This is a genomic window from Streptomyces silvisoli, from assembly GCF_029269905.1.
Classification (GTDB): domain Bacteria; phylum Actinomycetota; class Actinomycetes; order Streptomycetales; family Streptomycetaceae; genus Streptantibioticus_A; species Streptantibioticus_A silvisoli_A.
The window spans coordinates 437,169-461,331 of record NZ_JARJBC010000003.1 but is presented as its reverse complement, the minus strand read 5'-3'; the positions used below and the strand labels follow the sequence as shown (position 1 = coordinate 461,331).

Annotated in this window: 25 protein-coding genes and 1 pseudogene; 6 read left to right on the top strand and 20 right to left on the bottom strand. The window is 71.4% G+C overall.

What is annotated here, in order from left to right; genetic code table 11:
* Entirely contained in the window at window positions 1-705 is a 705-nt protein-coding gene (locus P3G67_RS07690; protein ID WP_269855110.1) for a succinate dehydrogenase cytochrome b subunit, read from the bottom strand.
* A 97-nt stretch (window positions 706-802) separates the two neighbouring features.
* Here P3G67_RS07690 and P3G67_RS07685 point away from each other — a divergent pair, with 97 nt between their 5' ends.
* Window positions 803-1,732, top strand: a complete 930-nt coding sequence (locus P3G67_RS07685) for a LysR family transcriptional regulator (protein ID WP_276092766.1) — start codon at window positions 803-805, stop codon at window positions 1,730-1,732.
* Between the two features lie 151 nt (window positions 1,733-1,883).
* Complete coding sequence (locus P3G67_RS07680; RefSeq protein ID WP_276092765.1) at window positions 1,884-2,474, top strand: GNAT family N-acetyltransferase; 591 nt, start codon at window positions 1,884-1,886, stop codon at window positions 2,472-2,474.
* Window positions 2,475-2,532: 58 nt separating this feature from the next.
* Here P3G67_RS07680 and P3G67_RS07675 read toward each other — a convergent pair whose 3' ends face one another.
* The 8 genes from P3G67_RS07675 to P3G67_RS07640 all read right to left on the bottom strand — a co-directional run bounded on the left by P3G67_RS07675 (window position 2,533) and on the right by P3G67_RS07640 (window position 8,370).
* Window positions 2,533-2,991 carry a hypothetical protein gene (locus P3G67_RS07675; protein WP_276092764.1) on the bottom strand — a complete coding sequence of 153 codons (459 nt, stop codon included), beginning with the start codon at window positions 2,989-2,991 and terminating at the stop codon, window positions 2,533-2,535.
* 219 nt (window positions 2,992-3,210) lie between these two features.
* On the bottom strand, window positions 3,211-3,432 hold the full coding sequence (locus tag P3G67_RS07670) for a hypothetical protein (protein WP_276092763.1): 222 nt from the start codon (window positions 3,430-3,432) through the stop codon (window positions 3,211-3,213).
* A complete protein-coding gene (locus P3G67_RS07665; RefSeq protein ID WP_276092762.1) occupies window positions 3,429-3,884 on the bottom strand; it encodes a hypothetical protein in 456 nt (151 codons plus the stop codon). Before P3G67_RS07665 ends, P3G67_RS07670 begins: the two co-directional genes overlap by 4 nt.
* Before the next feature lie 125 nt (window positions 3,885-4,009).
* Entirely contained in the window at window positions 4,010-5,521 is a 1,512-nt protein-coding gene (locus P3G67_RS07660; protein ID WP_276092761.1) for a sensor histidine kinase, read from the bottom strand.
* Window positions 5,518-6,198, bottom strand: a complete 681-nt coding sequence (locus P3G67_RS07655; RefSeq protein ID WP_276092760.1) for a response regulator transcription factor — start codon at window positions 6,196-6,198, stop codon at window positions 5,518-5,520. Before P3G67_RS07655 ends, P3G67_RS07660 begins: the two co-directional genes overlap by 4 nt.
* Window positions 6,199-6,201: 3 nt before the next feature.
* Window positions 6,202-6,453 (bottom strand): DUF397 domain-containing protein, encoded by a 252-nt coding sequence (locus P3G67_RS07650; RefSeq protein WP_276092759.1) that lies wholly within the window; start codon window positions 6,451-6,453, stop codon window positions 6,202-6,204.
* Window positions 6,390-7,232, bottom strand: coding sequence for a helix-turn-helix domain-containing protein (locus P3G67_RS07645; RefSeq protein ID WP_276092758.1), 843 nt, complete (start codon window positions 7,230-7,232; stop codon window positions 6,390-6,392). Before P3G67_RS07645 ends, P3G67_RS07650 begins: the two co-directional genes overlap by 64 nt.
* 121 nt (window positions 7,233-7,353) lie before the next feature.
* Window positions 7,354-8,370, bottom strand: a complete 1,017-nt coding sequence (locus P3G67_RS07640; RefSeq protein ID WP_276092757.1) for an enoyl-CoA hydratase/isomerase family protein — start codon at window positions 8,368-8,370, stop codon at window positions 7,354-7,356.
* 168 nt (window positions 8,371-8,538) lie between these two features.
* Between P3G67_RS07640 and P3G67_RS07635 the strand changes: the two genes are divergently transcribed.
* Window positions 8,539-9,432 carry an LLM class F420-dependent oxidoreductase gene (locus P3G67_RS07635; RefSeq protein ID WP_276092756.1) on the top strand — a complete coding sequence of 298 codons (894 nt, stop codon included), beginning with the start codon at window positions 8,539-8,541 and terminating at the stop codon, window positions 9,430-9,432.
* 95 nt (window positions 9,433-9,527) lie between these two features.
* Here P3G67_RS07635 and P3G67_RS35995 read toward each other — a convergent pair whose 3' ends face one another.
* From P3G67_RS35995 to P3G67_RS07605, 7 genes and pseudogenes are all read right to left on the bottom strand, one after another.
* The gene (locus P3G67_RS35995; RefSeq protein ID WP_391858219.1) at window positions 9,528-9,632 is read right to left on the bottom strand and encodes a hypothetical protein; all 105 of its coding nucleotides are present in this window, start codon (window positions 9,630-9,632) and stop codon (window positions 9,528-9,530) included.
* 67 nt (window positions 9,633-9,699) lie between these two features.
* A pseudogene (locus tag P3G67_RS35990) lies at window positions 9,700-9,840 on the bottom strand (glycoside hydrolase family 38 C-terminal domain-containing protein); the annotation flags it as partial.
* On the bottom strand, window positions 9,825-11,873 hold the full coding sequence (locus P3G67_RS07625; protein ID WP_276092755.1) for an endo-beta-N-acetylglucosaminidase: 2,049 nt from the start codon (window positions 11,871-11,873) through the stop codon (window positions 9,825-9,827). The pseudogene P3G67_RS35990 and the gene P3G67_RS07625, both read right to left, overlap by 16 nt.
* Window positions 11,870-13,132 carry a glycoside hydrolase 5 family protein gene (locus P3G67_RS07620; protein WP_276092754.1) on the bottom strand — a complete coding sequence of 421 codons (1,263 nt, stop codon included), beginning with the start codon at window positions 13,130-13,132 and terminating at the stop codon, window positions 11,870-11,872. The genes P3G67_RS07625 and P3G67_RS07620 overlap by 4 nt, the downstream gene beginning before the upstream one ends.
* Before the next feature lie 41 nt (window positions 13,133-13,173).
* Window positions 13,174-14,004 carry a carbohydrate ABC transporter permease gene (locus P3G67_RS07615; RefSeq protein WP_276092753.1) on the bottom strand — a complete coding sequence of 277 codons (831 nt, stop codon included), beginning with the start codon at window positions 14,002-14,004 and terminating at the stop codon, window positions 13,174-13,176.
* Window positions 14,001-14,891 carry a carbohydrate ABC transporter permease gene (locus tag P3G67_RS07610; protein ID WP_276092752.1) on the bottom strand — a complete coding sequence of 297 codons (891 nt, stop codon included), beginning with the start codon at window positions 14,889-14,891 and terminating at the stop codon, window positions 14,001-14,003. Before P3G67_RS07610 ends, P3G67_RS07615 begins: the two co-directional genes overlap by 4 nt.
* 10 nt (window positions 14,892-14,901) lie before the next feature.
* Window positions 14,902-16,209 carry an ABC transporter substrate-binding protein gene (locus tag P3G67_RS07605; protein ID WP_276092751.1) on the bottom strand — a complete coding sequence of 436 codons (1,308 nt, stop codon included), beginning with the start codon at window positions 16,207-16,209 and terminating at the stop codon, window positions 14,902-14,904.
* Window positions 16,210-16,399: 190 nt separating this feature from the next.
* On the opposite strand from P3G67_RS07605, the gene P3G67_RS07600 reads away from it, so the two are divergent.
* Complete coding sequence (locus tag P3G67_RS07600; RefSeq protein ID WP_276092750.1) at window positions 16,400-17,452, top strand: LacI family DNA-binding transcriptional regulator; 1,053 nt, start codon at window positions 16,400-16,402, stop codon at window positions 17,450-17,452.
* Window positions 17,453-17,572: 120 nt separating this feature from the next.
* On the opposite strand, the gene P3G67_RS07595 is transcribed toward P3G67_RS07600, so the two are convergent.
* Window positions 17,573-18,748 (bottom strand): sensor histidine kinase, encoded by a 1,176-nt coding sequence (locus tag P3G67_RS07595; protein WP_276092749.1) that lies wholly within the window; start codon window positions 18,746-18,748, stop codon window positions 17,573-17,575.
* A 152-nt stretch (window positions 18,749-18,900) separates the two neighbouring features.
* Window positions 18,901-19,344 carry a hypothetical protein gene (locus P3G67_RS07590; protein ID WP_276092748.1) on the bottom strand — a complete coding sequence of 148 codons (444 nt, stop codon included), beginning with the start codon at window positions 19,342-19,344 and terminating at the stop codon, window positions 18,901-18,903.
* Between the two features lie 288 nt (window positions 19,345-19,632).
* On the opposite strand from P3G67_RS07590, the gene P3G67_RS07585 reads away from it, so the two are divergent.
* On the top strand, window positions 19,633-19,923 hold the full coding sequence (locus tag P3G67_RS07585; protein WP_269855090.1) for a hypothetical protein: 291 nt from the start codon (window positions 19,633-19,635) through the stop codon (window positions 19,921-19,923).
* Window positions 19,924-19,995: 72 nt separating this feature from the next.
* Here P3G67_RS07585 and P3G67_RS07580 read toward each other — a convergent pair whose 3' ends face one another.
* The gene (locus P3G67_RS07580) at window positions 19,996-21,186 is read right to left on the bottom strand and encodes a YncE family protein (protein WP_276092747.1); all 1,191 of its coding nucleotides are present in this window, start codon (window positions 21,184-21,186) and stop codon (window positions 19,996-19,998) included.
* Window positions 21,186-21,938, bottom strand: coding sequence for a polysaccharide deacetylase family protein (locus P3G67_RS07575; protein WP_276092746.1), 753 nt, complete (start codon window positions 21,936-21,938; stop codon window positions 21,186-21,188). Before P3G67_RS07575 ends, P3G67_RS07580 begins: the two co-directional genes overlap by 1 nt.
* Window positions 21,939-22,050: 112 nt before the next feature.
* On the opposite strand from P3G67_RS07575, the gene P3G67_RS07570 reads away from it, so the two are divergent.
* Window positions 22,051-24,036: a Xaa-Pro dipeptidyl-peptidase gene (locus P3G67_RS07570; RefSeq protein ID WP_391858217.1), complete on the top strand. Its 1,986-nt coding sequence runs from the start codon at window positions 22,051-22,053 to the stop codon at window positions 24,034-24,036.
* Window positions 24,037-24,163 lie beyond the last annotated feature (127 nt).

The following is a 24,163-nucleotide window of genomic DNA, read 5'->3' as shown; positions in this document are numbered from 1 at the left end:
TCAGCTCACCACTCCGGTCATCACCGAGACGGGCACCGCGACGAATCCCGCGGTCAGGACGAGGGCCAGCGCGTTGGCGGTGAACTTGAGCGTCCTGTCGCGGCGCGCGTTGTTGGCGCCGAGGGTCTGCGCCGCGCTCCAGAAGCCGTGCCGGATGTGCAGCCCGAGGGCCAGCATCGCGACGATGTAGACCACGTCGGCGTACCAGTTGTGGAAGTCCGCCACCACGTTCTGGTACGGATGGCCCGCCTCACCGCGCGGGTTCACCGTCAGGGTGGTCAGGTCCAGCAGGTGCCAGACGATGAACAGGCCGAGGATCACGCCGCCCCACCGCATGGTGCGGGTCGCGTAGCCGGCCCGCGGCCGCCGGTGCGCGTAGGCCGTGGGGCGGGCGGCCAGGTCACGGCGGCTGAGCTGGTACGCGGACACCGCGTGCAGCACCACCGAGGCGGCCAGCACCACCCGCACGATCCACAGGAACCAGCTGTAGTGCAGCGCGGGCTCACCGATGGTGCGCAGCCAGTGCGCGTAGCCGTTGAACTCCGTCGAACCGAAGAAGATCTTCAGGTTTCCCAGCATGTGCGCGACGAGGTACAGCAGCATGATCACGCCGGTGACGGCCATCACGGTCTTCTTGCCGACGGTCGACCGCCACAGGGTTGCCAAGGTGGACGGCCGTCGGACCGTCCGCGTCGCCAGTGCCATGACACAGACGGTAGGCAGGTCAGGGTGGATCGGTCCAAGACATGGTGCGGCTGGTTTCGATAGACGTTCTCTATCGTGTGGCGTTATCGTGGCAGCCGTGCAGCTGCACCAGCTCCAGTACTTCGCGGCCGTCGCCGAGACCCGCCACTTCACCCGGGCCGCCGCCCGGGTGCATGTCGCGCAGCCCTCGCTCTCCCAGCAGATCCGGGCCCTGGAACGGGAGTTGGGCGCCGAGCTGTTCCACCGCGCCCGCGGTCACATCACGCTCACCGACGCGGGCGAGGCGCTGCTTCCGCTCGCCCAGCGGATCCTCGCCGACGCCGAGACGGCGCGCCGGGAGGTGCAGGAGGTCGCCCAGCTGCGCCGCGGCCGGGTCCGCCTCGGGGCCACCCCCAGCCTGTGCGCCAGTCTGGTGCCGGATGTGCTGCGGGACTTCCACGACCGCTTCCCCGGGGTGGACCTGGTGGTCCACGAGGACGGCTCGCAGGACCTGGTACGAGTGCTGGCGGCCGGTGAACTCGATCTCGCCCTGATCATCACCCCGCTGCCCGGCCAGGCCCCCGCGCTGGCCGCGACCGAGCTGCTGCGCGAGGACCTCGTCGTGGTCTCCGCGCCGTCGTCCGCCCCGGCCCGCAGCGGCCGGATCCGCATCGAGGACCTGCGCGACCAGCCGCTGGTGATGTTCCGGCGCGGCTACGACCTACGTGAGTTCACCACCTCGGCGTGCCGGGCGGCCGGATTCGACCCCGTCTTCACCGTCGAGGGCGGTGAGATGGACGCGGTACTCGGCTTCGTCCGAGCTGGGCTCGGCCTCGCCGTGATCCCCTCCATGGTCGCCGCCCGATCCGGGCTACGGGTCACCCCCTTCGCCCCGCCCGGGCTGCACCGCACCATCGCGGTCGCCCACCGCAAGGACGTCGAACCGCCGCGAGCGGCACGGGAGTTGCGCAGCGTGCTGCGCGAGCACCTGCGCTCGGCGGCGCGGGAGCAGACACTTCCGTCCAGTACCTGGCTGCTGGACGGCTGACGCCCGCCGGGGTTCGCATGCGGGACGCGGTCGGCTCGGCACCGCCGGTCTCCGCCGTCGTGGCTGCTCGCTGCCGCGGGGCTTGCCTTGAGGACTTCCTGGCCGGCCGGTCGGGCCGGGGCGGGGTGCACGCGTCTGGCAGGATGCGGCGATGAACCCGATCAACGAGCGCATACCCGATGTCGTCCCCGCGGGACGGATGGGCGGCGCCGCGCAACCCGTACTGCGCATACCCGACGCCGGGCTCATCCTGCGGCCATGGCGGCAGGAGGACGCCCCCGCGCTGGCCGCCGCCTGGCAGGACCCTGCGATCCGGCAGTGGAACCGCCCGCCTACCGGCGGCGTCGAGCAGGCCCGGGAGCGTATCGCGCGCTACGGGCGGCGGTGGCACGAGGAGGCGGCTGCCACTTGGGGCATCGCCCGTGCCGACGACGACTCGGTGCTGGGGTCGGTCTCCCTGGGCGGCATGGACCTGCGGCAGGGCACCGCGGAGTACATCTACTGGGTGCTGCCAGCCGCCCGCGGCGCGGGAGTGGCTCTGCACGCCACCAACAGGGTCGCGCGATGGGCCTTCCGCGACCTCGGTCTGCATCGGCTCGAACTCACCCACGGGGTGGCGAACACGGCGTCCTGTCGTGTGGCGGAGAAGGCGGGGTTCGCCTTGGAGGGCACGAAGCGCAGCGCGACACTGCATGCCGATGGCTGGCATGACATGCACCTTCACGCCCGCGTGGACGGCTGACGCCCGCCGGGGTTCGCATGCGGGACGCCGGGCCCGCCGCGAGCCCGAACCGGCCCCGCTAACCGTGGGAGTGACCGCGCCGTCGGCGTACGGCGCCGCAGGCCGCCAAGGCCAACAGGGCGGTACCGCAGGCGAGTTGGGGCGCGCCCCCGCCGGGGGTGCCGGTGCCCGCGTCGGCGCCCTTGGAGGGGGCGGCCTGGACGGTGACCGTGCCGGTGACCCGGACACCGCCCGCGCCGCAGCGGATCGTCACCGGATAGCTGCCGGGCCGCGCGGTCGCGGGAGTGGTGACGCCGGCCACCATCCGGTCCGCCCCCGCGGCCAGCGCCGTCTCACCGAACAGGGGTGAGGAAGCGTGGGCGCCCATCGACATGTCGCACTTCCTGTCGTCGCTCAGCCGCAACTGCTGCCCCGGACCCACCGGATCGGGGTTCACACTGGCCACGGCGGCCGCGGCGGTGAATCCGAGCGTGGCAACGGCGGCCAGGGCGACCGCGGTGATTCGACCAGAGGACATGGCACTCTCCCGGCGCCGGACGGCGCGGTCTGCATGGCCGCGTTGGCCCGACCGGCTCACCAGGATGCAACCCCCTCTCCGCCCCGCGTGCGATGCGAACCGCACGCCGGGCCTCACCCGAATGCCGGAACGCCCCCGCCAGGAGCGGGGGCGTTCGCGCACGTCAGACGGCATCTTCCGGCGCACCGACGGCAACCGGGCGGGAATCCGCCGGAAGGGCTAGTTACTGCGGGCGTCCTGGTCCGCCGCGTCCGCCGCGCTCTGGGCGGCGTCGACCTTGTGCTGCATCTGCTGGAGCTGGCTCGCGGAGGACGAACCCGGTGTCGACGTGGCCGACGGCGTGCCGCTGGCCGAGCCGGAGGCGGAGTGCCCGCACCCGGCCAGCAGCGGCACCGCCAGTGCCGCTGTCGCCAGCAGGGTGAGACGTCGGCGGCGGCTCACGCGCTCGTGGTGCTGTTGGCCGGCTTGCCGTCGCCGTTCGCCTTGCACCAGGTTGCGACGTCCTTCAGATCGCTCTGCCGCTGCTTGAGGTTGACCAGCAGGGCCTGCCGCGCGCTGAGCCGGTCGCCGAGGAACTTGGCGATCGCCGCGTGGTTCTCCTTCTTGGCGTTGTCGACGCGCTGCCTCAGGAACGCGATCGAGCCGGGCGTGCCGACGCCCGAATCCAGTCGCTTGATCTCCCGTGCGATCCGGCGGTCCAGCTTCGGTACCCGGCGGCACAGTGCCCGCGCACCGTCCGTCTTCGGACCCTTCGGGTGGGCGTGCGGGGCGGTGCCGGCGGAGGGGGACGGGCTGCTGCCGTCCGCGTACGCGGGCGCGGCCACGGCCGCCAGTGAACCGGTGAGGACGAGTCCCGCGACGGTCGCGGTCACCGTCGCCTTGCGACGCTGCATGATGACTCTCTCCACTTCGTGGTGACGGTTGGGGCGCGGTCCGCCCCCGCTGGGAGACGGTGGGCGGGCCGCTCGACGCAGACCGTAGAAGTGGTTCTTGTGGTTTCCTTGTGGGGGCGGCCGGGTCATTGCGCGGAACGCACCGAACCGCTCAACCAGTCGCGGTGCGGCGGTAGTTCGGGCATCGCCGCTGCGGACAGCGGCAGCCGCACCTCGAAGCTGCTGCCGGGCTCACCGTCGGGCCGCTCGGTGATGCGCACGGTGCCGCGGTGCAGATCGACCTGCTGGGCGACGAGCGTCAGCCCGAGCCCGGTGCCGGGGCTCTGCGGGCCGCGTTCGAAGCGCTGGAAGACCCGGTCCCGAGCCTCGGGCGGGATGCCCGGACCGGCGTCGTCCACCGTCAGCACCGCGTGCTCGTCCGTACGGCGCAGCGTCACCTGGACCTCGGACGCGCGGCCCGGCCGACGGCCGTGCACCACCGCGTTGTTCAGCAGGTTGTCGGCGATCATCCGCAACCCCGGCTCCCAGCCGCGCAGCCGAGGGGCCGCGTCCGCCCGTACGGTGATCCGCGCCTCGGGATGACGGCGGGCCGCGTCGGCCACCGCCGCCTCGACCAGCTCGCCCAGATCCACGGCGGTGAACGCGTCCGCCTCCACCAGATCGCCCTGCGCCAGCGCACGCAGTGTCACCAACAGCCCCTCCAGCCGGGCGTGTTCGTCCCGTAGGTCCGCCAGCACCTCGGTGCGCTCGGCCAGGTCCAGATCCGGATGGCCGGAAAGGATCTCCAGGTTGGTCCGCATGCTCATCAGCGGGGTGCGCAACTCGTGCGAGGCCGCCGCCGAGAACGACCGGGCGGTGGCCAGTGCCTCACCGGTGCGGGCCGCCTGCTCGTCGTAGCGCGCCAGCAGCGTCTGCAAGGTGCGCGCCAGGTCGTCGACCTCGGTGACACGGGACGGCCGGTGCTCCAGCCGGGCCTCGCTCACCCGGGGGTCGAGCCCGCTGGCCTGCCGCTGCAACCTGCGCAGCGAGCGGGTCGCCCGCTCCGCGACCAGCAGCGCCAGCAGCGCCGAGACCGGTGCCGCGATCAGCGCGGTCAGCAGGATCCTGCCGCGCACCGCGTCCACCCCACTGCGCACCACCGACGCGGGCGAGAACACCCACAGCGCGTCCCCCGCCCGCTCCCCGGTGACCGGTAGCCGGAACGCCCGCCACGCCCTGCCGTTCGCCTGTACGGTCACCGGGTTCGCCGTCGCCGCGGGCAGCGAGACGCCGAGGCCGGGCTGTGGGCCGCCCGCCGCGATCGGTGTGGCGTCCGGCCCGGTCACCACCCGTACACCAACGTCCAACGCGGTGGCGAACAGCCGGTGTTCGCGGTTGCGCTCCTGCTGGTAGCGCCCGGCACGGTTGACGTTGATCAGGTTGCGGGCCATCGGCAGCACCACGGCCGCCCGGTCCCGCAGGTGCGAGTCCTGTGCGGCGTGCGCGTCAACGCTCACCAGTCGCAGCAGCAGCGCCGCCGACGCCAGCACCAGCAGGGGCACGGTCACGCCCACCGCGATCGCGATCCGGGTGGACAGCCGCATTCCCGGCCGCCGCCCGCCACCACTCTCAAGTGAGGAGCTGCGCTCCGCCCTCATTTCGCTTCCTGCCGTAGTACGAACCCCACCCCGCGCACCGTGTGCAGCAACCGAGGGCGTCCCCGCGCCTCCATCTTCCGCCGCAGGTAGCTGACGAACGTGTCGACGGCGTCGGTGCGCACGTCGAAGTCGTACCCCCAGACCCGGTCCAGCAGCTGGTCCCGGCTGAGCACCACGCCCGCGTTGCGCGCCAGCACCTCAAGCAGCTCGAACTCGCGGCGGGTGAGCCGGATCGGCTCGCCCTGGTAGCGCACCTCGCGTGAGGAGGGATCGAGCACCAGGTCGCCGACCCGGACGGGCTCGCTGGGCGAGGGCGGGCGCCGGCGCAGCAGCGCCTGCAACCGCAGCAGCAGCTCCTGGAGCGCGAACGGCTTGACGAGGTAGTCGTCAGCCCCGGCCTGTAGCCCGGCCACCCGGTCCTTGACCTCGTCCAGCGCGGAGAGCATCAGCACCGGTGTGTCGTCCCCGGCGGCGCGCAGTCGGCGGCACACCTCGGTGCCGCTGATGCCCGGCATGGAGACGTCCAGCACGATGACGTCGGCCGGGGCCGCGGTCAGCTGCTCCAGGGCGGCTTCGCCGCTGTCCGCGAGGGTGACGGTGTAACCGTTCAGTCGCAGTCCGCGCCCGAGCGAGCGCAGGATCGCGGCGTCGTCATCGACGATCAGTACCCGGCCCATGCTTCAACGCCCCGCCTTTATACGGCGAATGAAGGCGGAGAGATGCATGCGATTGGTAGTGATGATCGCGTTGGGCGTGTCGCTTTCCCGAAGGTGTATTCGGTTCGCGGAGGTGCCCACCTCCACACAGGTGTTCCCCTCCGAGCCCGCGGAATAGGAGGACCTCTGCCAGGTGATCGAGGTGGCCAAGGCTACAACTCTCCTTCGACGCGGCGAATGAAGTCCCGTGAGGCGGCGGGTGTCAGGGCCGAGCACTCGATCCGGTCGAGCAGTGTGCGGTACTTCCTCAAACGGGATTCCCCGTCAACGAAACTGGAACCGTCCATGGTGTCCATCTGTACCGTGTCCAGCTGTGAGACCCGGCCGCCGACGTAGAGCATGGAGTACCCGGCGCCCGCGAAGCCCTCGGCGTCGAACGGGATGATCCGCACCGTGACGTTGTCCCACTCCGACATCTCCAGGAGGTACGTGAGCTGGGCACGGGACTCCTTCGTCCCGCCCACCTTCAGCCGCAACGCCGCCTCGTGGATCACCGCGCCGAACGTGCAGTCGGCCAGCGCGGCCTTGCGGCGGGAACGGAATTCCACCCAGGTGTCCAGCTTTTTCGGCGGGAGGTCCGGATTCACGTACGAGAAAGCGGCCCGCATGTGGTCCTCGGTCTGCAGGAGGCCAGGGATATGGAGCACCTCCAGTGCGCGCATGTACACCGCGTGGTGTTCCATCTCGGCGAGGTCCAGCGATACCGGGGAGAGCCGGCCGCGGAACTCCTCCCACCACCCCTTGCCCCGCTCGTTGGCCATTTCCACCAGTGCGTCGACGTAGCGCGGGTTCTCGCACGAGTAGTAGTCGGCGAGCCGCCGGACGCGTTCCTCGCTGATGCCGCTGCGGCCGGACTCCACATGGCTCATCTGGATCGGGTTGGAATTGAGGAAGGCGGCGGCGTCCCGTGCCGTGACGCCTGCGCGCTCGCGCATCCTGCGCATTTCGGCGCCCAGTCGTACCTGGCGCGCCGTGGGGTTGCTCCTGGGCGGCATGCGGTCCTACTCTCCGTACGGCTCACCTCACGCGGAGGCGTCACCAGCGATAACTGCCGAACCCTGCCGGTGAGTTACGCCAGGTCACACCATGGGAGCGGTCCCGCACGGGTGCTGACCGCTACTGTTCGAACCAGCCGCGTACGGTGTCGAGTTGGGCCAGGTCCCAGGTCGGCCTGCGGTCCTTGTCGACCAGTGCCGCCCGTACGCCCTCCGCGAAGTCATGGGTGTCCGCTGTCCGGCAGGCCGTACGCAGTTCCAGGGCCAGGCAGTCCGCCAGCGAGGCGTCCGGACGCGCGCCGCGCCGTAGCAGCTCGAAGGTCATATGGAGTGCGGACGGTGAGGCGCCGCGCAGTTCCGCCAGCGTCTCCTCGGCCCAGTCGCCGCCCTCGGCGGTCAGCCGCTCGAAGACCCCGTTCAGGCTGTCGGCGGCGAAGCAGCGGTCGATCGCCTCACGGTGGCCGGCGAGTTCGGACGCGGGCGGCACCGTGGCATGGCGGCCCAGCACCTCGGTGAGCCGCTCGCCGCCGGTGGCGGTCAACTCGCGCTCCAGCGCGGCGAGCTCGACGGAATGCACATAGTGCGTGGCCAGCCCGCACTCCACCGCCGCCGCACCCGAGATCCGGCGCCCGGTCAGCCCCAGGTACCAGCCGGTCCGGCCGCGCAGCCGGGGCAGGAAGTAGCTGGCGCCGATGTCCGGGAAGAAGCCGATCGCGGTCTCCGGCATGGCCAACCCCGACCGTTCGGTCACCACACGCACCGCGCCGTGCACCGAGATCCCCAGCCCGCCGCCCAGCGCGTAGCCGTCGATCAGCGCCACATACGGCTTGGGGTATGCGGCGATCGCGGCGTTGAGCCCGTACTCGGATACGAAGTACTCGCGCACCGCCGCGCGGTCGCCGCGCAGCGCGGCCTCGCGCACCGCCCTGATGTCGCCGCCTGAGCAGAACGCCTTGGGCGAGGTGCTGCGCACCACCACCGCACGCACCGCGTCGTCCGCGCGCCACGCGTCCAGTGCCTCCCGCATCCCCCGGACCATCCGCAGGTCAAGGGCGTTGAGCGCGCCGGGCCGGTCCAGCACCAGCGAGCCGATGCCGCCGCTGACGGCCGTCCTCACGGTCTCCACGGGGTCGTGCATGGTGCGGCCGCTCCTGTTCGTCGCGGGACAGGCGGACGTGGATCACTGTACGGGCCGCCCGGCCGAACGGATTAACCGCGGTGGGCAGGGCTGGCGGTCCCGCGGCGCACGGTGTGCGGTGCGTCTAGCGTGACCGTGAGCCGGAAGTCGAACATAACGGGAGAAACAGTGCGAATCGGTTTGACGGTGACCTCGTTCAGCTGGCCAGGTGGGCCGGAGGCGATCGGCCCGACCCTGGGGCGCGTCGCGCGCGACGCCGACGAGGCGGGGCTGGCGAGCCTGTGGGTGATGGACCACTTCTGGCAGATCCCGATGAACGGCGCCGAGGACGAGCCGATGCTTGAGGGGTACTCCGCGCTGGCGTTCGCCGCCGCGCACACCCGGCGGCTGCGGCTGGGCACACTGGTCACCGGCGTGATCTACCGGCACCCCGGTGTGCTGCTCAAGACGGTGACCACGCTGGACGTCCTCTCCGGGGGCCGCGCCTGGCTGGGCATCGGCGCGGGGTGGTATGACGCGGAGGCGGCCGGCCTCGGCATTCCGTTCCCGCCCGTGGCCGAGCGGTTCGAGCGGCTGGAGGAGACGCTGCGGATCGTGCGGCACGCGTGGACGGGGGACACCCGGCCGTTCGAGGGCCGCCACTACTCGCTTCAGCGTCCGCTGGTCTCACCCGCGCCGCTGTCCGGTCCGCGTCCGCCGATCCTGGTGGGCGGCTCGGGCGAGCGCAAGACGCTGCGGCTGGTGGCGAAGTACGCGGACGCCTGCAACCTGTTCGACACCCCGGAGGTCCCGCACAAGCTGACCGTGCTGCGCGAGCACTGCGAACGCGAGGGGCGGCCCTACGACGAGATCGAGAAGACCGTCGTAGCGAGGCTGCCGCTCACCGGCCCCGGCGGTTCGGTCGACCAGTGCGCCGACCGCTGCGAGGAGTTGGCCGCCCACGGCATCGAACACATCATCCTCAGCATTCCCGATGTCCATGACCCGCGTTCGATGGACCGCCTCGCGGAACTGGTCGCCCGTGCGGGCAAACTCATCCCCGCGGGGCGGTCGCTGGCCTGACCGGGAACCCGCCGGGACGGTCAGCGACATGGCGCGATCCGGCGGTGCCGCGGCGGCCGTCAGCGGCCTTCGCCACGGGCACCGCACCCCCGACGTCACGCCCCGGCGCGCGCCACACGCAGCGTGACGATCTCGAACGGGCCGAGAACGAGCGGCAGTTGGCCGTCGGCCAACTCTGCCGGAGCGGTCGGCCGCTCCAGCAGGTCGCAGACGTACGCCGCCGACGCGTCGAACCCGGCGCGCAGCCGGGTGCGGACCCGGCCCCTGGCGTACGGCGCGGGTCACGTCGTAGCCGTACGTGGAGTCGTTGACCAGCGCCACACCCCAGCCGGGCTCGGCCAGGTGGACGAAGCGGTGCGCGCAGGCCTCGAACTTGGCGGCGTCCCAACTGGTTACCAGGTGAACTGGGTGCTGGCGGGTGCGGAGGCGTCGAACAGCTCGCTGACCGCCCGCACTTCGATCCGGGTCGCCGGCTCTCCCGCCTCCCGGCGCAGTTCCGGCAGGTAGGTGGCGAGTTGGCAGGTGCCGCCGAGGAACCTCCGGCCGCCGCCGGGCAGCGCCTGGTGCACCTCGTAGTGCCGGACCGGCCCGGCCGACCGCCCCCAGGCCAGCCGTAGCGCGGCCGTCCCGTCGATGCCCCGCAGCGCGGCGGTGATCTGCGGCGTCCCCGGTCGGGACGGCGCGCCGGCCGCCGCGTCGTGTACGGCGAGCGATCCCAGCCGCCAGCGCACCGCGCCGCCCTGGCCGGTGAGCCGGACGTCCAGCGCGTGCACGGTGTGCCCGGCGCCGAGCACCCGGCCGAGGCGCAGCGTGGTGCTGGTCCAGCCCTGGCCGCCCGCGCGCAGCGTGCCCACCGGCAGATACCGGAACGGATACGGCGCACCGGCCGCCGGATCGGCCAGCGCGACCGCCAACTCCACGGCCACGCCGCCGGATTGGGCGTCCGAGCGGTGCACGAGGTCGACCACGGTGTCCTTGGACACCGGCAGCCGCACCGAGTAGAGCTCCACCGTACTGGCCGCCCCCAGCGCACCGCTGACCAGCAGGCTGCTGCCACCGCGCCATGCGGTGGCGAAGTCGAAGCCGACCGCGGGGCGGGCGGCGGTGGTGCGGACCACCCAGCGGCGGGCGGGCAGCCGGTCCTGTAGGCCCAGATGGTTCCACGGGGCGTCCGACAGCCGGGTGCCGTTCTCGTACCAGCCAAGGCCGTGGCCGGTGTTGAAGCTGGTGGCGAACGGCAGCCCGGTCACCGTGGAACGGTCGCCGACGGCCGAGGCGGGTGGCCGCCAGCCGCTGGTGCCGCCCGGTGCCGTGGGGTCCAGGCGCTGGCCGGACCAGAAGCGGTCGTCGCGGTCATGGAAGGCGGCGGGGCTGCGCTGGTCCTGCGGCAGGCTGGTCCAGGTCCACTCCGGCCGGTAGAACCCGTAGGACAGCACGGCGGGACCCGTCGTGGGCACCACCGCCTGCCAGTCCACCTGGGTGTCCCAGCCGTTCGACTCCACGTCCACCCCGGCCCGCACCGCGTAGCGCTCGCGGCCGAGGCGCTCCGCGACGTGAGCCGAGGAGGCGAGGCCCGCGCGGTCCCAGTCGAAGTTGAGGAAGATCGAGTCCGCGGCGGTGAAGAAGTCCTGGTTGGCGGCGTCCAGTTGGTTCTGCCAGTTGACCTGCCCGGTGTCGGTCATCGCGTCGTACCAGGTCACCCGAAGGCCCCTGGACCGCAGCCGGGCGACGAAGTCCCGCATGTCGGAGGCGAGCGCCGCATCGCCCCCGTCGGTCTCCGCGTTGACGAACCAGCCGTCGAACCCGTACGTCGCGCAGACCAGCGCCATCTGGTCGGCCAGCGGGAACGCCCCCGAGGCGTCGCGGCGCACCAGGTCGCGGGTCCAGCGCAGATCGCCGCCGTACGCCACCGGCGGCAGGAAGACCGTGCCCAGTACCGGGACGCCGTTTCGGTGCGCGGCGTCGATCACCGGAGCGTTGGGGGCCAGGATCAGGCCCTCACCGGAGGAGCCGCCCCAGAACACCAGCTCGTCCAGGTAGGCCCACTGGGTCAGCGCGTAGTAGTCGGCGGTGGGCGAGCCCTGTGCGGGATTGCCCGAGGTGTGGTCGAACGCGGCCAGTGCGCTGATCCGGGCCTGGCCGGTGTGCGCCGTGGAGTTGGGCGGCGGGGGAGCGAACCGCGGGGCGAGCGGCACCGCCGACGTGTTGAACGGCACATCGGGGTCGGTGCGCGGATCCCACTCCTTCAGGCTGCGCCACACCACGCCGGGCTGCGGGGTGCCGGACGGCAGCGAGTCGGGGAACCAGTAGGAGGCGTACGGCTGCTGGAGCGTGGCGCCCGCGGTGGCCGCGGAAGCCGAGGCCCGGGGCACGGCGAGCGCGGCGCTGGCCGCGGCCCCGGCCAGCAGGACGGCGCGGCGGGGTATCGGATACCGGTTCATCGGCCTGCCCCCTTGAGGGTCTGCGATACGGTGACGACCTCGGTGATGCCGCGGTCCGCCAAGTGCCCGGCGTCCGCGGCCCGTTCGGCCAGTACGACGGCCGGGCGCAGGCCCTGTGCGGCCAGCCGCATCCACGCCTCGAAGTACTCGCCGCCCGGCGCGCACCCGGACCGGTCGGGCGCGCCGTACGCGTCGTCCACGTCGAGCACCAACGCGGTGCGCCGCGGCGTCGGTTGGTGCTCGCGGCCCCGCTGCTCCCGTACGATCCGGGCGATCGCCCGACCCGCGGGCTTGACCTCGCGGTCGTTGGTGAGCAGCCCGAGCCCGTACTCCAGCTCCGGGAAGTCGGCCAGGGCCCGGTCCACGTCGTGCGAGCACCACCACGTCACGCCCCAAACCGCCGGGCAGTCCAGCGCGTTGGCGACGGTGGCCTCGGTGAAGGCGGCGGCGCGCTCGGGCGGGATGTGCGGGGCGGGCGCGCCGACCTCCTGGAGCCACACCGGGCGGTCCGGGCGGTCGGCCCAGGCCTTGGACAGCTCGACGAGATAGGCCGCGTGCTGCTCGGTGGCGGCGCCGGTGGCGCCGTGCCGCTGCGCGGTGCCGTTGAACACCCAGGAGTGCACGGCGGTCATGGCGCCCAGCCGGGCCGAGTGGGCGGGGGTGAACGGATGGCCGTCGTGGTACCAGGCGGCGTCGTAGCTGGCGTGCAGATGGCAGCGGCCCGGCGCGCCCCGCTCGCAGGCGTCGAGCATCCGGCGCAGCCAGTCGGCAGCCTGCTCATGGGTGACCGGATCGGGGTCCGGGTGGGGCGCGGCGGAGAACTGGTTGACCTCGTTTCCGACGGTCATGCCGAGGAAGTTGGGCCGGTCGGCGAGCGCCTCGGCCAGCGTGCGCAGGTACTCGGCCTGGCCCTCGGCCACCGCGGGGTCGGTGAACAGGTTGCGGCGGTGCCAGGTGGTGGTCCACGACGGGACGAAGTCGAAGCTGGACAGATGCCCTTGCAGCCCGTCGACGTTGACGTCGAGGCCGTGTTCCGCCGCCGTGTCGACCAGCCGCACCAACTGCTCCACGGCGCGCGGCCTGATCAGCGCGCGGTTGGGCTGGAAGACCGGCCACACCGGGAAGACCCGGATGTGGTCCAGGCCGAGCCGTCCGATGGAGTCGAGATCGGCGTGGACCTCGTCCAGGTCGAAGTCCAGCCAGTGGTGGAACCAGCCGTGCGTTGGCGTGTAGTTGACGCCGAAGCGCACAGAGCTCATAGCGGGGTCCTCCTCGGTTCGAGGCCAGGTGGCGGTGCGGGTCAGCCCTTGACGGCGCCCTCGCCGACACCGCGGAAGAAGTACCGCTGGAGGCAGGCGAACATCACGATCAGCGGTGCCACGGCGATGATCGTCCCGGCCGCGACCAGCCGTTGGTTGTTGGAGAACGTGCCGTGCAGGTAGTTCAGTCCGACCGTGAGCGTGAACTTCGAGGAGTCGGAGAGCACGATCAACGGCCACAGGAAGTCGTCCCACGAGCCCATGAAGGAGAAGATCGCGACCACCGCCAGCGTGCCCTTGACCGAGGGCAGCGCGATCCGGACGAACCGCTGCCAGACGTTGGCGCCGTCGATGACCGCCGCCTGCTCGGTCTCGTACGGCAGCTGACCGAACGCGTTGCGCATCAGCAGCACGTTCATCGCGCCGACACAGCCGGGGAGCACCACCGCTACCAGCGTGTTGTTCAGGTCGAGTTGGCGCATCAGCGTGAACTGGGCGACGACGACACTCTCCAACGGCACCAGCAGCGCCAGGACGAAGGCCAGCGCGGCGGCCCTTCGGCCCCGGAAGCGCAGGCGGGCCAGCGCGTATCCGGCGAGCGAGGCGCCGACCAGATTGGTCACCACGTTCGTCACGGCGACCGTCAGCGAGTTGAGCGCGTAGTTCCAGACCGGGATGATGTCCGCGACACCCTTGTAGTTCCCCAGAGTCGGCTGCCGTGGCAGCAGCCGCGGCGGAAAGGTGTAGATGTCCTCGGTGCGCCCTTTGAGCGATGTGGACAGCTGCCAAAGAAACGGTCCGACGGTGATCACCAGTACCGCCAGCAGCACCGCGTAGCGCAGGGCGCGGCCCCAGATCCGGGAAGTCCTCACCGCTCGCCCTCCCCTCGACCGGCGCGCAGCACCAGCAGCATCAGCGCCAGGGTGATGACGAACACCACCAGGGAGAGCGCCGAGGCGTAGCCGACCCGTCCGGACAGCCCGGTGCCGGTGCGCTCCACCAGCATCACCAGCGTGGTGTCCTGCCCGGCCGGGCCACCGGTGGGACCGGCCATCAAGAAGACCTCGGAGAACACCTTGAAGGCGGCCACCGATGACAGCGCGCCGACCAGCACCATGGTGGAGCGCACCGACGGCACCGTGATGCTGAGGAAGCGGCGCACCGCTCCGGCGCCGTCGACCGAGGCCGCCTCGTGCAGTTCACGGGACACGTTGGCGAGCGCCGCGAGATAAATGATCATGTAGTAGCCGAGGCCCTTCCACACCGTCAGCGCCATGGCGCTGAACAGCAGCAGCCAACCGTTGCCCAGGAACGGGACCGGCCCGGCGCCGAGGGCGTGCAGGATGCCGTTGATCAGCCCCCGGTCGTCGAGCATCCAGTTCCAGATCAGCGCCACCACCACGACCGAGGCCACCACCGGGGTGTAGAACGCGGCGCGGAAGAAGCCGACGAAGCGCACGCGCGGCTGGACCAGCAGGGCGAGCAGCAGCGGCAGCAGCACCGTGCAGGGCACCACGAGCGCCACGTACAGGGCGCTGTTGCGCAGCGCGGTCCAGAACTGGTCGTCGTGCAGCATGTCCTGGAAGTTGCGCAGCCCGACCCAGTGGCCCGGCAGCAGGGTTCGCGCGTCGGTGAAGGACTGCCAGACGGTGGCCAGGAACGGGTACAGGTTGAACACCGCGATGACGGCCAGGCCGGGCAGCAGGAAGAGCCAGGGGCTGGCGGCCCAATGGGTGGCGGCCCCTCGTGACTGGCGCATGGCGGGCGCCTCAGCTCTGCTTGAGCAGTCTGTCGCTCTGCGCGACGGCGTCGTCCAGCGCCTGCTGCGGCGACTTCTTGCCCTGCAGCGCGAGGGCCACCTGGTTCTGCAGGACGGTCTTCATCTCGTCGCTCATCACCACCGGGGTGTAGTTGACCGCGCCCTTGAGCATCCTCGCGGCCGCCACCCGCACCCGGCCCTCGTCGGTGCCGTCGTCCCTCGTCCAGTACGGCTCGTCCAACGAGCCCTTGGTCGACGGGAATATCGCCACCTTGTGGGCGAAGGACTCCTGGTTCCGCTTGTCGGTGACGAAATGGGCGAACGCGATGGCGGCGGCCTTGTGCCGACTGGTGCTGCTTATTCCCAGGCCCATTACGTACATGTTCGGGTGGCCGGTGTTGTCGGGCGCGTCGGTGATTCCGAGGTTCTTGTAGAGGGTGGGCGCGTTCTCCTTGAAATTGCTCAGGTCGTGCGCGCTGCCGGGATTCATCGCGACCTTCTGCTCCAGGAACTTCTGGCCGGACTCCTCCGGGCCGTTGGTGAGCGCCTGCGAGTCGAGCCCTCCGCTGGCGTAGAGCTGCTTGTATCTGGTGAGCAGTTCCACGCCCTTGGGCTCGTTGTAGGTGAACTCGGAGGCGTCCGCGTTCATCAGGCGCACGCCGTAGCGTCCGAAGTCCTCGATGGCCGGGGTGGCGGCGAGGGTGGCGACCTTCCCGCCGGAGTGCCTGGCCATCGCGTCGGCGTCGGCGAACAACTCGTCATAGGTCTTCGGGGGTCTGTCGGGGTCGAGACCGGCCTGCGCGAACAACGCCTTGTTGTAGAACAGCGGCCCGGTGTTGAGGTACCAGGGGAAGGCGTAACCGCCGTTCAGCCCCGGCATCTCGTTGGCCTGCCAGGCTTCCGGGGTGTACTCGCCCCTGTACTTGGCGCTCGCCGGTTCCTTGTCCAGGTTCGTCAACACCCCCGCCCTCGCCAGCGGATAGGCCAGGTCGGGGGAGACGTTGACGACGTCCGGCATGGTGCCGCCCGCCGCGTCGGCGCTGAGTTTGTCCGCGTAGTGGTCGGCGGGCTGGTCGACCCACTTCACCCGTACGTCCGGGTACTCCTTCTCGAACTGCGCGATGAGGCCGTTGAAGTAGTCCTTGTAGTTGGCCCGCAGATTCCAGGTCTGGAAGCTGATGTCGCCCGCGATCTTCCCGTCCGCGCTTGTTCCGCCGCCACCGCCTCCCCCGCAGGCGGTGAGCGTGAGGGCGGCAAGGACCACTGGCACGGCGGCGCCAACCGCCTTACGGGGCAGGGTTCCACGGGATATGGGCATAGCCGGTGAACTCCTTCGGTCGGGCCGGGAGTGGCGGTCACGAAGGTGCACCCGGCGAGCGGGCGCAGTCAATACTTCCGTCATGAACTAATGCGCTTTAGCATGGAGTTGCTCAAGCGCTTTAGCCCTACGGGCGGACTGATCGGCCGGTCGCGGTGCGCAGCGTTCAACGATCCTGAGAGGCCTGACCATGCGCCGACCCGCCCGCCGACCCACGATGAAGGACATAGCGCGCCGGGCCGGTGTCTCCGAGAGCGCCGTCTCGTTCGCGCTCAACGACCGGCCCGGGGTCTCACCGGCCACCCGGGAGCGGGTGCGGCGGGTGGCCGAGCAACTGGGCTGGCAACCCAGTACGGCGGCGCGGGCGCTGTCCGGGGAGGGCGCGGCCACCGTGGGGCTGGTGCTGGCCCGGCCGGCGCGTACCCTCGGGGTGGAGTCGTTCTTCCTGCGGCTGGTCTCCGGCGTTCAGGAGGTGCTGGCGGAACGGCGGTTGGGCCTGTTGTTCCAGGTGGTGGAGGACGTGGCGGCGGAGTGCGAGGTGTACCGGCGCTGGTGGGCCGAGCACCGGGTGGACGGACTGCTGGTGGTGGACCCACGCCATGACGACCCACGGCCGGGGCTGCTGGACTCGCTGGGGCTGCCCGCGGTCATCATCGGCGGCCTGGAGCCGGCGCCGCCGGACGGCGCGGTGGAGTACCCGGCCATCTCCCAGCTGCGCACGGACGACGCCGGGGCGATGGCCTCCATCGTGGACCACCTGTTCCAGCTCGGGCACCGCCGTATCGTGCACATCGCGGGGCTGCCCGAACTCGCCCACACCCAGCGGCGAACGCACTCGCTGCACGCGGCGGCGAACGCTCGCGGGCTGACCGAGGTCCGCTCGGTGAGCACCGACTACTCGGACACCGAGGGCGCGGCGGCGACCCGTGCGGTACTGGCGGGGGAGCGGCCGCCGACCGCGATCGTCTACGACAACGACGTGATGGCGGTGGCCGGTCTGGCGGTCGCCGCCGAGCGAGGGCTCGCGGTACCGGGCGATCTGGCGATCGTGGCGTGGGACGACTCCGTACTGTGCCGCAGTACGCATCCAGGGCTGACCGCCCTGGTCCGGGACACCAGCGCGTTCGGCCGCCGCGCGGCCACGGCGCTGCTCGCCCTGCTCGACGGTGGGCCCGCGGTCCACGTCCTGGACGAGCGGCCGCGGTTGACGCCGCGGGGCAGCACGGTGCGGGACGCGCGCTAGCGGGCGGTGGGTCCGGGTCGCGGTGGTTTCGGCACCGCCGGACCCCACCGCCGTGGTGGCCCACCGATGCGGCGCTCCAGCCTTTTCGGGGCAAGGCCCCATCGCACCCCGGGCCCTGCCTCATTCCGCCGGAAGCACTGCCAGGACCTCCCAGCCTCCGTCGGGCAGCGGTCCCGCGATGAGCGAGCCCCCGATCGCGTCGGCCCGTTCGGAGAGGCTGACCAGGCCGAGGCCACCGGTGTCCTCGGCCGCCCTGCGCGGGCGGTGACCGTCGTTGCGGACGGAAACGTGCAACCGCCCCCCGTCGCAGCGCAGCGCGATCCGTACGCTGGTGGCCCGCGGGCTGTGCTTGGCCACGTTGGCCAGCGCCTCCTGTACGATCCGGTGCACCGTGGTGGCCAGGTCCGGGGCGAGCCCCGAGTGGAACCGCGGGTCGACGGCGAGGCTCACCGCGGGCCGCACCGCGCCGGGCTCGGCCGAGGGCAGCCGGAACGCGTGCGCCAGGTCCTCGATCTTCTCCAGATCGGCCAGCGGCTGGCGTTGCGGGCGCTCGGCCCGCAGCACCTTCAGCATCCGACGGGACGAGGTCATCGCCTCTCCTCCCGCGAGTTCGATGCCCCGCAGCGATGCCGCGATCGACGGGTTGTCGACGGCGAGTTGCTCGCTGGCACGAGCCAGCACCGTGATCGCGGTGACGTTGTGTGCCACGAAGTCGTGGAGTTCCCCGGCCAGTTCGAGCCGTTCCGCGTTCCGCGCCGCGGTCTGCGACCGCTCCAGCTCCACGTCCCACGCGCGTAGGTACAGCCCGAGTGCGGCGGCCCCGGCCACGATGACCGCGTACGAGATGGCGGCCACGTTGTTCGACTGCGCGTCGCGCACCGGCGCCGCCACCGCCCCTGCCGCCAGCGCCGCCCCCACCAGGACCGCGGCCCGTACCGGAACCCGGCGCAGCACCTGCACGAGCAGCACGAGCAGCACCAGTGTCTCGGTCAGCCCCCAGACCACCACATGGCTGCCGTACCACAGCAGCACCACGGTCGCGGTCCAGGAGACCCCGGCCGCGACCCCCGCCCGCACCGCCAGCGGACCCCACGGCAACAGGCACAGGCTCACCAGTACCCCGGCGATCCACACCGCGAGGTGCGCGCCCGAGGGGTGGCCGCTGAGCAGTCCCCCCTCCTCCCACAGCAGGACCGCCAGCAGCGTGCCCGCCATGGCACTGCGGACCATGATCGGCCAGTGCAGCCAACGCTGGATGATCCGGGGGGACACCCGGGGGGACGACATCTGCCTCATCTACCGATCGCCTCGTGGTGCGGTGGGGGGACGACTCCTGCGACCACCTCACGGTAGGAAGTGGATCAGCCCGCGCGCCTCGGCTGTCCGGCCACTTGGCGTTGGCCGAAAGTATGAGACCGTTCAACTATTTCCCGGGCAGGCCCGGGCCACTACACCGCCAGCAGCAGCGTCGCCCCCAGCACCGCCGCCCCCGTCGCCTCGATCCCGCCGACCGCCCGGAGCGACAGCGCCCGGGTCGGCAGCACCATCGCCCGGGCCAGGTACAGGCCGAACGGAATGGCCAGCCACGGCTCCAGCAGCGTGGCGCCCACATACGCCGCACCGTGGAACCCGGCCGACGCCATGCGTCCCCGTTGCCCGCTCAGCGTCCGCGCGTGGAGCGCCACGCCCGCCAGATACAGCAGGCAGACCACGCCCACCTTGCACGCCAGCCCGACCGGCCCGTGCATCCCCAGCCAGCAGGCCACCGGCAGCAGGCCGAACGCGGGCACCACGGCGAGCGCCAGCCACGCGGCGCGGCGCGCCCGGAGCCGGGCGGGCCAGCCGCGGGTCGGCGCGTGCCACGGCCTGCGGCGCGGCGGGCGGGCGGTCATCCGGCTCTCCTTCGTACGATCCTGGCGGGCGGCGGCCCGAGATGGCCGCTCTGGTCGATTCTCCCAGTTCGTCCGATCGCCAACCGGGACGAAGGTCCCTCCTGCTGCCGGGTGTAAGGCGGCATCTAGCAGCATCTGACACAGATGACCGGAATTCCCCAATAAATGGCAAAATTCGGTAACCGTCTCCATACCCTTTGCTACCTGGGTCGTTGGGCAGAGCCCGAGCCCGATGTGTCACAGCTCGTTGTCGGGGCCCGTTCTCAACGCTCTTGGAGGCAACACACCATGAAGTCCCTTACGACGTCGTCGGCCGTTCGCGGCGCCTGGGTACTGGTTGGCGGCGCCGCCGCTCTGCTGCTCGCGGCGGGCGGCGCCTCCGCCGCTCCCTCGGTCGGCAGCGCCCAGCACCACCACGGAAAGCACCTCACCAAGGGGCACGAGGCCAGGCTTTCGCGTCACCACCGCCACCACAGCCACTACCGTCACACGCACCTGCGTCGTCACACCTCGTACCACACCGGTGTGATGCGCCACGAGCGGATGGACACGCACCGCGACATGCACTTCAAGCGATGACACCCGGTCGGATACGGGTACACCCGAGCCGCGCGGCGCCAGCGGGCACCGCGCGGCTTCCTGTGTCATCCCTCAGCGGAAGATCCCGGTGTGGCCGAGCGAGTACCGGCCGGGCTGCGGATACACACACAGGCCGTGCGGGCCGGCGCCGACCGGGATCCGGTCGATCAGCTTCCCGGAGCGGGTGTCGATCTTGTACACCTCGGAGTTGTAACGCCCGGACAGCCACAGGATGTTGCCGTCCGTGGAGACGCCGCCCATGTCGGGGCTGCCGCCGCCGGGCAGCCACCACTTGTTCACCAGCTTGCCGGTGGCGAACTCCAGTACGGAGATGGAGCCTTCACCCCGGTTGGAGACGTAGAGGTACCTGGAGTCCCGGCTGACGTAGGTGCCGTGCGCGCCCCTGCCGGTCTTCAGCAGGGTGGGCGCGGCGAAGGTGTCGCCGTTGAGCACCCACACCCCGTCCGCGGACATGTCCGCTATGTAGAAGGTCCTTCCGTCCGGCGAGAGCTTCACGTCCTGCGGCATCGAGCCCTGGTACGCCAGACGTTGCTGGCCCACCACCTTCATCGCGGCGGTGTCGACCTTCAGGAGTTCACCGGAGAACTCACACGAGACGATGAAGTACTTGCCGTCCGGCGAGAAGTCGGCGTGGTTGACCCCGCCGCAGGAGACCGGCACCGCCTTGTCGACGGCCATGGTGTGGGCGTCCCGGAAGACCAGTTGCCGGTCCTGGGAGGCCATCACCACCGCGTGCCTGCCGTCCGGCGTGAAGTAGAGGTTGTACGGGTCGTGCACGTCGACCGGCTTGCCCACCTTGCCGGTCGCCGGGTCGATCGGGGTGAGCGAGTTGCCCAGGTCGTTGTTGACCCACAGCGTCTTGAGGTCCCAGGACGGGACGACGTGCTGCGGCTGGCGGCCCACCCGTATCGTCCGGATCACCTTGTCGGTCGCCGGATCTATGATCGACACCGTGTTGGATATCGTGTTCGGCACGTATACGAGGTTCGGGAAGTTCCGCACGGCGGCGGAGAGCGCGCCCGGCCGGTCGGCCGCGTAGAGGTCGTGCGGATCGAGTGGGGGCGGCATGCCCGGCAGTCCGTCGAACGCCACGCCCATGGTGCCCGCCCCCGGCGAGGTCGAACTCCTCGGGCGGGACGGGGTGTTGTGGCGGCTGCTCAGAGACGAGCAGCCGACGGCGACGAGTACGCACACGACGGCCAGCAGCGCCGTGTGCAGCGGGGTACGGGGTATGGCACGCATCAGGTCAGCAACTCCGAGGTGGTCACCGCGCGCAGACCGCGCTGCTTGAGGCCGTCGAGGAGAGCGGGCAGCGCTTCGACCGTGCCCGCGTGCCCGAAGTGCAAGCTCACCACCGACCCGGGCCGCGCCTGGGCGAGTACGGTACGGCGCACCGCCTCGGCGCCGGGGTCGGTGTAGTCAAGGGAGTCCACGTCGTACGACAGGACATGGCGGTACCCGGCGGCGCGGGCCAATCGCTGGACCAGCGGCGTGGCGTACTGGGCCTGTGAGGGCCGGAACCAGCGGCCGATGTCACCGGTCAACCTGCGCAGCCGCTCGGCGCACTGGGTGATCTCGGCCGATGCCCGGTCCGCGGGCATGGCCGAGATGCCGCGGTGGTTCTGGGTGTGGTTGCCGAGTTCGTGGCCGCCGTCCAGTACCCGGCGGGCCATTCGCGGATAGGCGTCCAGCCAACTGCCCACCGCCAGCACGGTGATCCGTGCCCCGGCCCGCTCCACCTCGCCCAACAGCCCCTCGACGAGCCGGGGTTCACCCTGGCCGTGGAAGGTGAGCGCCACCATCTGGCGGTCCCGCGGGCCGTGGCTGATCTGGTCCGGCAGCCCGGCGGGCAGCGGCGCGCCGGGGGTGCGTGCCGGGGCGGCGCTGGACGGGGCCGCCGCCCGGGGCGATGAGGCGGGCGGCCGGCCGCCCGCGCATCCGGCGGTCAGCGCGGCGGCGGCCGCGGCCAGAACGCTGCGGCGATCAATGGACATCACTGAAACATTGTGTACAGGCTTCGCCTTCCGGGCACCGCTCAATACCGCCTTTCGGGGGCAGGTCCGGCATCTTCCGAATAAGTTTTCGCAAAGGCTGTTTGTCATGGCAATGACAGGCGGTACCGTGCGGCCCGTGCTGTCACTTGCGCGGAGATTCCGCATCCCATCCATAGCGGTCGTGGCGGTCGTCGTCACCGCCCTGGTCGCCGCGTTCACCGCGCCGGCCATGGCGCACGGCCGACCCAGAACCGGACCGACGCAACCCGTCTACTCGTACGCCAACGCCATCCGGGAGTCCGTCTGGGTCGACACCGGCCTGGACGGCGAGGGCAACGGCAAGCGCGACCGGGTGGCCGCCGACATCATCCGGCCCCGTGAACCGGCGGCGGCCGGGCAGAAGGTCCCGGTCATCATGGACGCCAGCCCGTACTACTCCTGCTGCGGGCGCGGCAACGAGAACCAGGTCAAGACCTACGACAAGAACGGGAAGCCGGTCCAGTTCCCGCTCTACTACGACAACTACTTCGTACCACGCGGCTATGCCGTCGTCCTGGTCGACCTCGCGGGCACCAACCGCTCCGACGGCTGTGTGGACGTCGGCGGACCGTCCGACATCACCTCCGCCAAGGCGGTCATCGACTGGCTCAACGGCCGCGCGAAGGGCTACAGCTCGCGCACCGGAGGCCAGGCCACCACGGCGAGCTGGGCCAACGGCTCGGTCGGCATGATCGGCAAGAGCTGGGACGGCACCATCGCCAACGGGGTGGCGGCCACCGGTGTCGCGGGCCTGAAGACCGTGGTGCCGATCAGCGCCATCAGCTCCTGGTACGACTACTACTTCGCGCAGGGCGCCGCCCTCTACGACGGTGGCCCCGACGCCCTCGCCGGTGACGTGGAGAGCCGGAACGCGCAGGCCAACTGCTCCGCCGAGCAGCAGCGGCTGCGCGACGGCGCCCCGCGCGACGGCGACTGGACGAGCGCCTGGCAGCAGCGCGACTACGCGGCGGACGCCGCCAAGGTCAAGGCCAGCGTCTTCCTGGTGCACGGCATGGAGGACCTCAACGTCCGCACCAAGAACTTCGGCCAGTGGTGGGACGCGCTCGCCGCGCACGGCGTACAGCGCAAGATCTGGCTCTCCCAGACGGGCCATGTCGATCCGTTCGACTACCGCCGCTCGGCCTGGGTGGACACCCTGCACCAGTGGTTCGACCACTACCTGATGGGCGTCGACAACGGCATCGACCGCGCCCCCATGGCCGACATCGAGCGCACCCCCGACCACTGGACCACCGACGCCGTCTGGCCCGCCCCCGGCACCGCGGCCACCGAGGTCCGGCTGGACCCGGGCAGCGGCAACGGACTGGGCACGCTCGGAGTCGCGCCCCCCGCGGCGGGCAGCACCGAGACGTACACCGACGACCCGTCGCAGAGCGAGACCGACTGGTCGGCGCAGGTCGACCAGGCCAACAGCGACAAGGTCGCCTTCACCACCGGGGTGCTCAAGCGGGACCTGCGGCTGTCCGGCAGCGGTACGGTGACGCTCACCGCGACCTCCTCCACCACCAGCGCCCATCTGTCCGCCGTACTGGTCGACCTGGGGCCCGCCACCATCCGCAACTACGGCGGCGACGGTGAGGGCATCACCACCCTGAATACCAAGTCGTGCTGGGGCGAGAGCACTTCCGGTGACAGTGCCTGCTTCCACGACACCGCCGCGGACACCACCAACGTCAACTACACGGTGTTCAGCCGCGGTTGGGCCGACCTCGGCCACTACGCCCCGTCGCTGCACGGCGTGCCGCTCACCCCGGGCCAGCCGTACACCATCACACTGCGGCTGGCCGCCAGCGACCACGTCGTCCCGGCCGGGCACCGGCTGGCCCTGATCGTCGCCGGTACCGACAACGGGCTCATCGTCGCGCCCGACACCACTCCGACCGTCAGCGTCGATCTGGCGCACTCCTCGGCCGACCTTCCGCTGGTCGGCGGCTATCCGGCGCTGATACGGGCGGTCGGCCCCGGCCCGGTGACGCATCCGGTGGGGCGGACCCTGTCCGGGGTCCGGGGAGCGCCCCGGATGTCGCGACTGCCGTAGTCCACTTCGCCGGGGAGCGGACCGGTTCGGCACCGCCGGGCTCCGCCGCGGGGTACTCGCCGTCGCGGCGGTGGCAACCCTGCGCCGCGGCGGCGTCCGGCGGTCCGAACCACCGTGACCCGGCCCC

Excerpts from the sequence above, each read along its gene's own strand:
- P3G67_RS07690 (WP_269855110.1), bottom strand. The coding sequence starts at position 705 with ATGGCACTGGCGACGCGGACGGTCCGACGGCCGTCCACCTTGGCAACC.
- P3G67_RS07680 (WP_276092765.1), top strand. The coding sequence starts at position 1,884 with ATGAACCCGATCAACGAGCGCATACCCGATGTCGTCCCCGCGGGACGG.
- P3G67_RS07675 (WP_276092764.1), bottom strand. The coding sequence starts at position 2,991 with ATGTCCTCTGGTCGAATCACCGCGGTCGCCCTGGCCGCCGTTGCCACG.
- P3G67_RS07665 (WP_276092762.1), bottom strand. The coding sequence starts at position 3,884 with ATGCAGCGTCGCAAGGCGACGGTGACCGCGACCGTCGCGGGACTCGTC.
- P3G67_RS07660 (WP_276092761.1), bottom strand. The coding sequence starts at position 5,521 with ATGAGGGCGGAGCGCAGCTCCTCACTTGAGAGTGGTGGCGGGCGGCGG.
- P3G67_RS07655 (WP_276092760.1), bottom strand. The coding sequence starts at position 6,198 with ATGGGCCGGGTACTGATCGTCGATGACGACGCCGCGATCCTGCGCTCG.
- P3G67_RS07645 (WP_276092758.1), bottom strand. The coding sequence starts at position 7,232 with ATGCCGCCCAGGAGCAACCCCACGGCGCGCCAGGTACGACTGGGCGCC.
- P3G67_RS07640 (WP_276092757.1), bottom strand. The coding sequence starts at position 8,370 with ATGCACGACCCCGTGGAGACCGTGAGGACGGCCGTCAGCGGCGGCATC.
- P3G67_RS07625 (WP_276092755.1), bottom strand. The coding sequence starts at position 11,873 with ATGAACCGGTATCCGATACCCCGCCGCGCCGTCCTGCTGGCCGGGGCC.
- P3G67_RS07620 (WP_276092754.1), bottom strand. The coding sequence starts at position 13,132 with ATGAGCTCTGTGCGCTTCGGCGTCAACTACACGCCAACGCACGGCTGG.
- P3G67_RS07610 (WP_276092752.1), bottom strand. The coding sequence starts at position 14,891 with ATGCGCCAGTCACGAGGGGCCGCCACCCATTGGGCCGCCAGCCCCTGG.
- P3G67_RS07605 (WP_276092751.1), bottom strand. The coding sequence starts at position 16,209 with ATGCCCATATCCCGTGGAACCCTGCCCCGTAAGGCGGTTGGCGCCGCC.
- P3G67_RS07600 (WP_276092750.1), top strand. The coding sequence starts at position 16,400 with ATGCGCCGACCCGCCCGCCGACCCACGATGAAGGACATAGCGCGCCGG.
- P3G67_RS07595 (WP_276092749.1), bottom strand. The coding sequence starts at position 18,748 with ATGAGGCAGATGTCGTCCCCCCGGGTGTCCCCCCGGATCATCCAGCGT.
- P3G67_RS07590 (WP_276092748.1), bottom strand. The coding sequence starts at position 19,344 with ATGACCGCCCGCCCGCCGCGCCGCAGGCCGTGGCACGCGCCGACCCGC.
- P3G67_RS07585 (WP_269855090.1), top strand. The coding sequence starts at position 19,633 with ATGAAGTCCCTTACGACGTCGTCGGCCGTTCGCGGCGCCTGGGTACTG.
- P3G67_RS07580 (WP_276092747.1), bottom strand. The coding sequence starts at position 21,186 with ATGCGTGCCATACCCCGTACCCCGCTGCACACGGCGCTGCTGGCCGTC.
- P3G67_RS07575 (WP_276092746.1), bottom strand. The coding sequence starts at position 21,938 with ATGTCCATTGATCGCCGCAGCGTTCTGGCCGCGGCCGCCGCCGCGCTG.
- P3G67_RS07570 (WP_391858217.1), top strand. The coding sequence starts at position 22,051 with ATGACAGGCGGTACCGTGCGGCCCGTGCTGTCACTTGCGCGGAGATTC.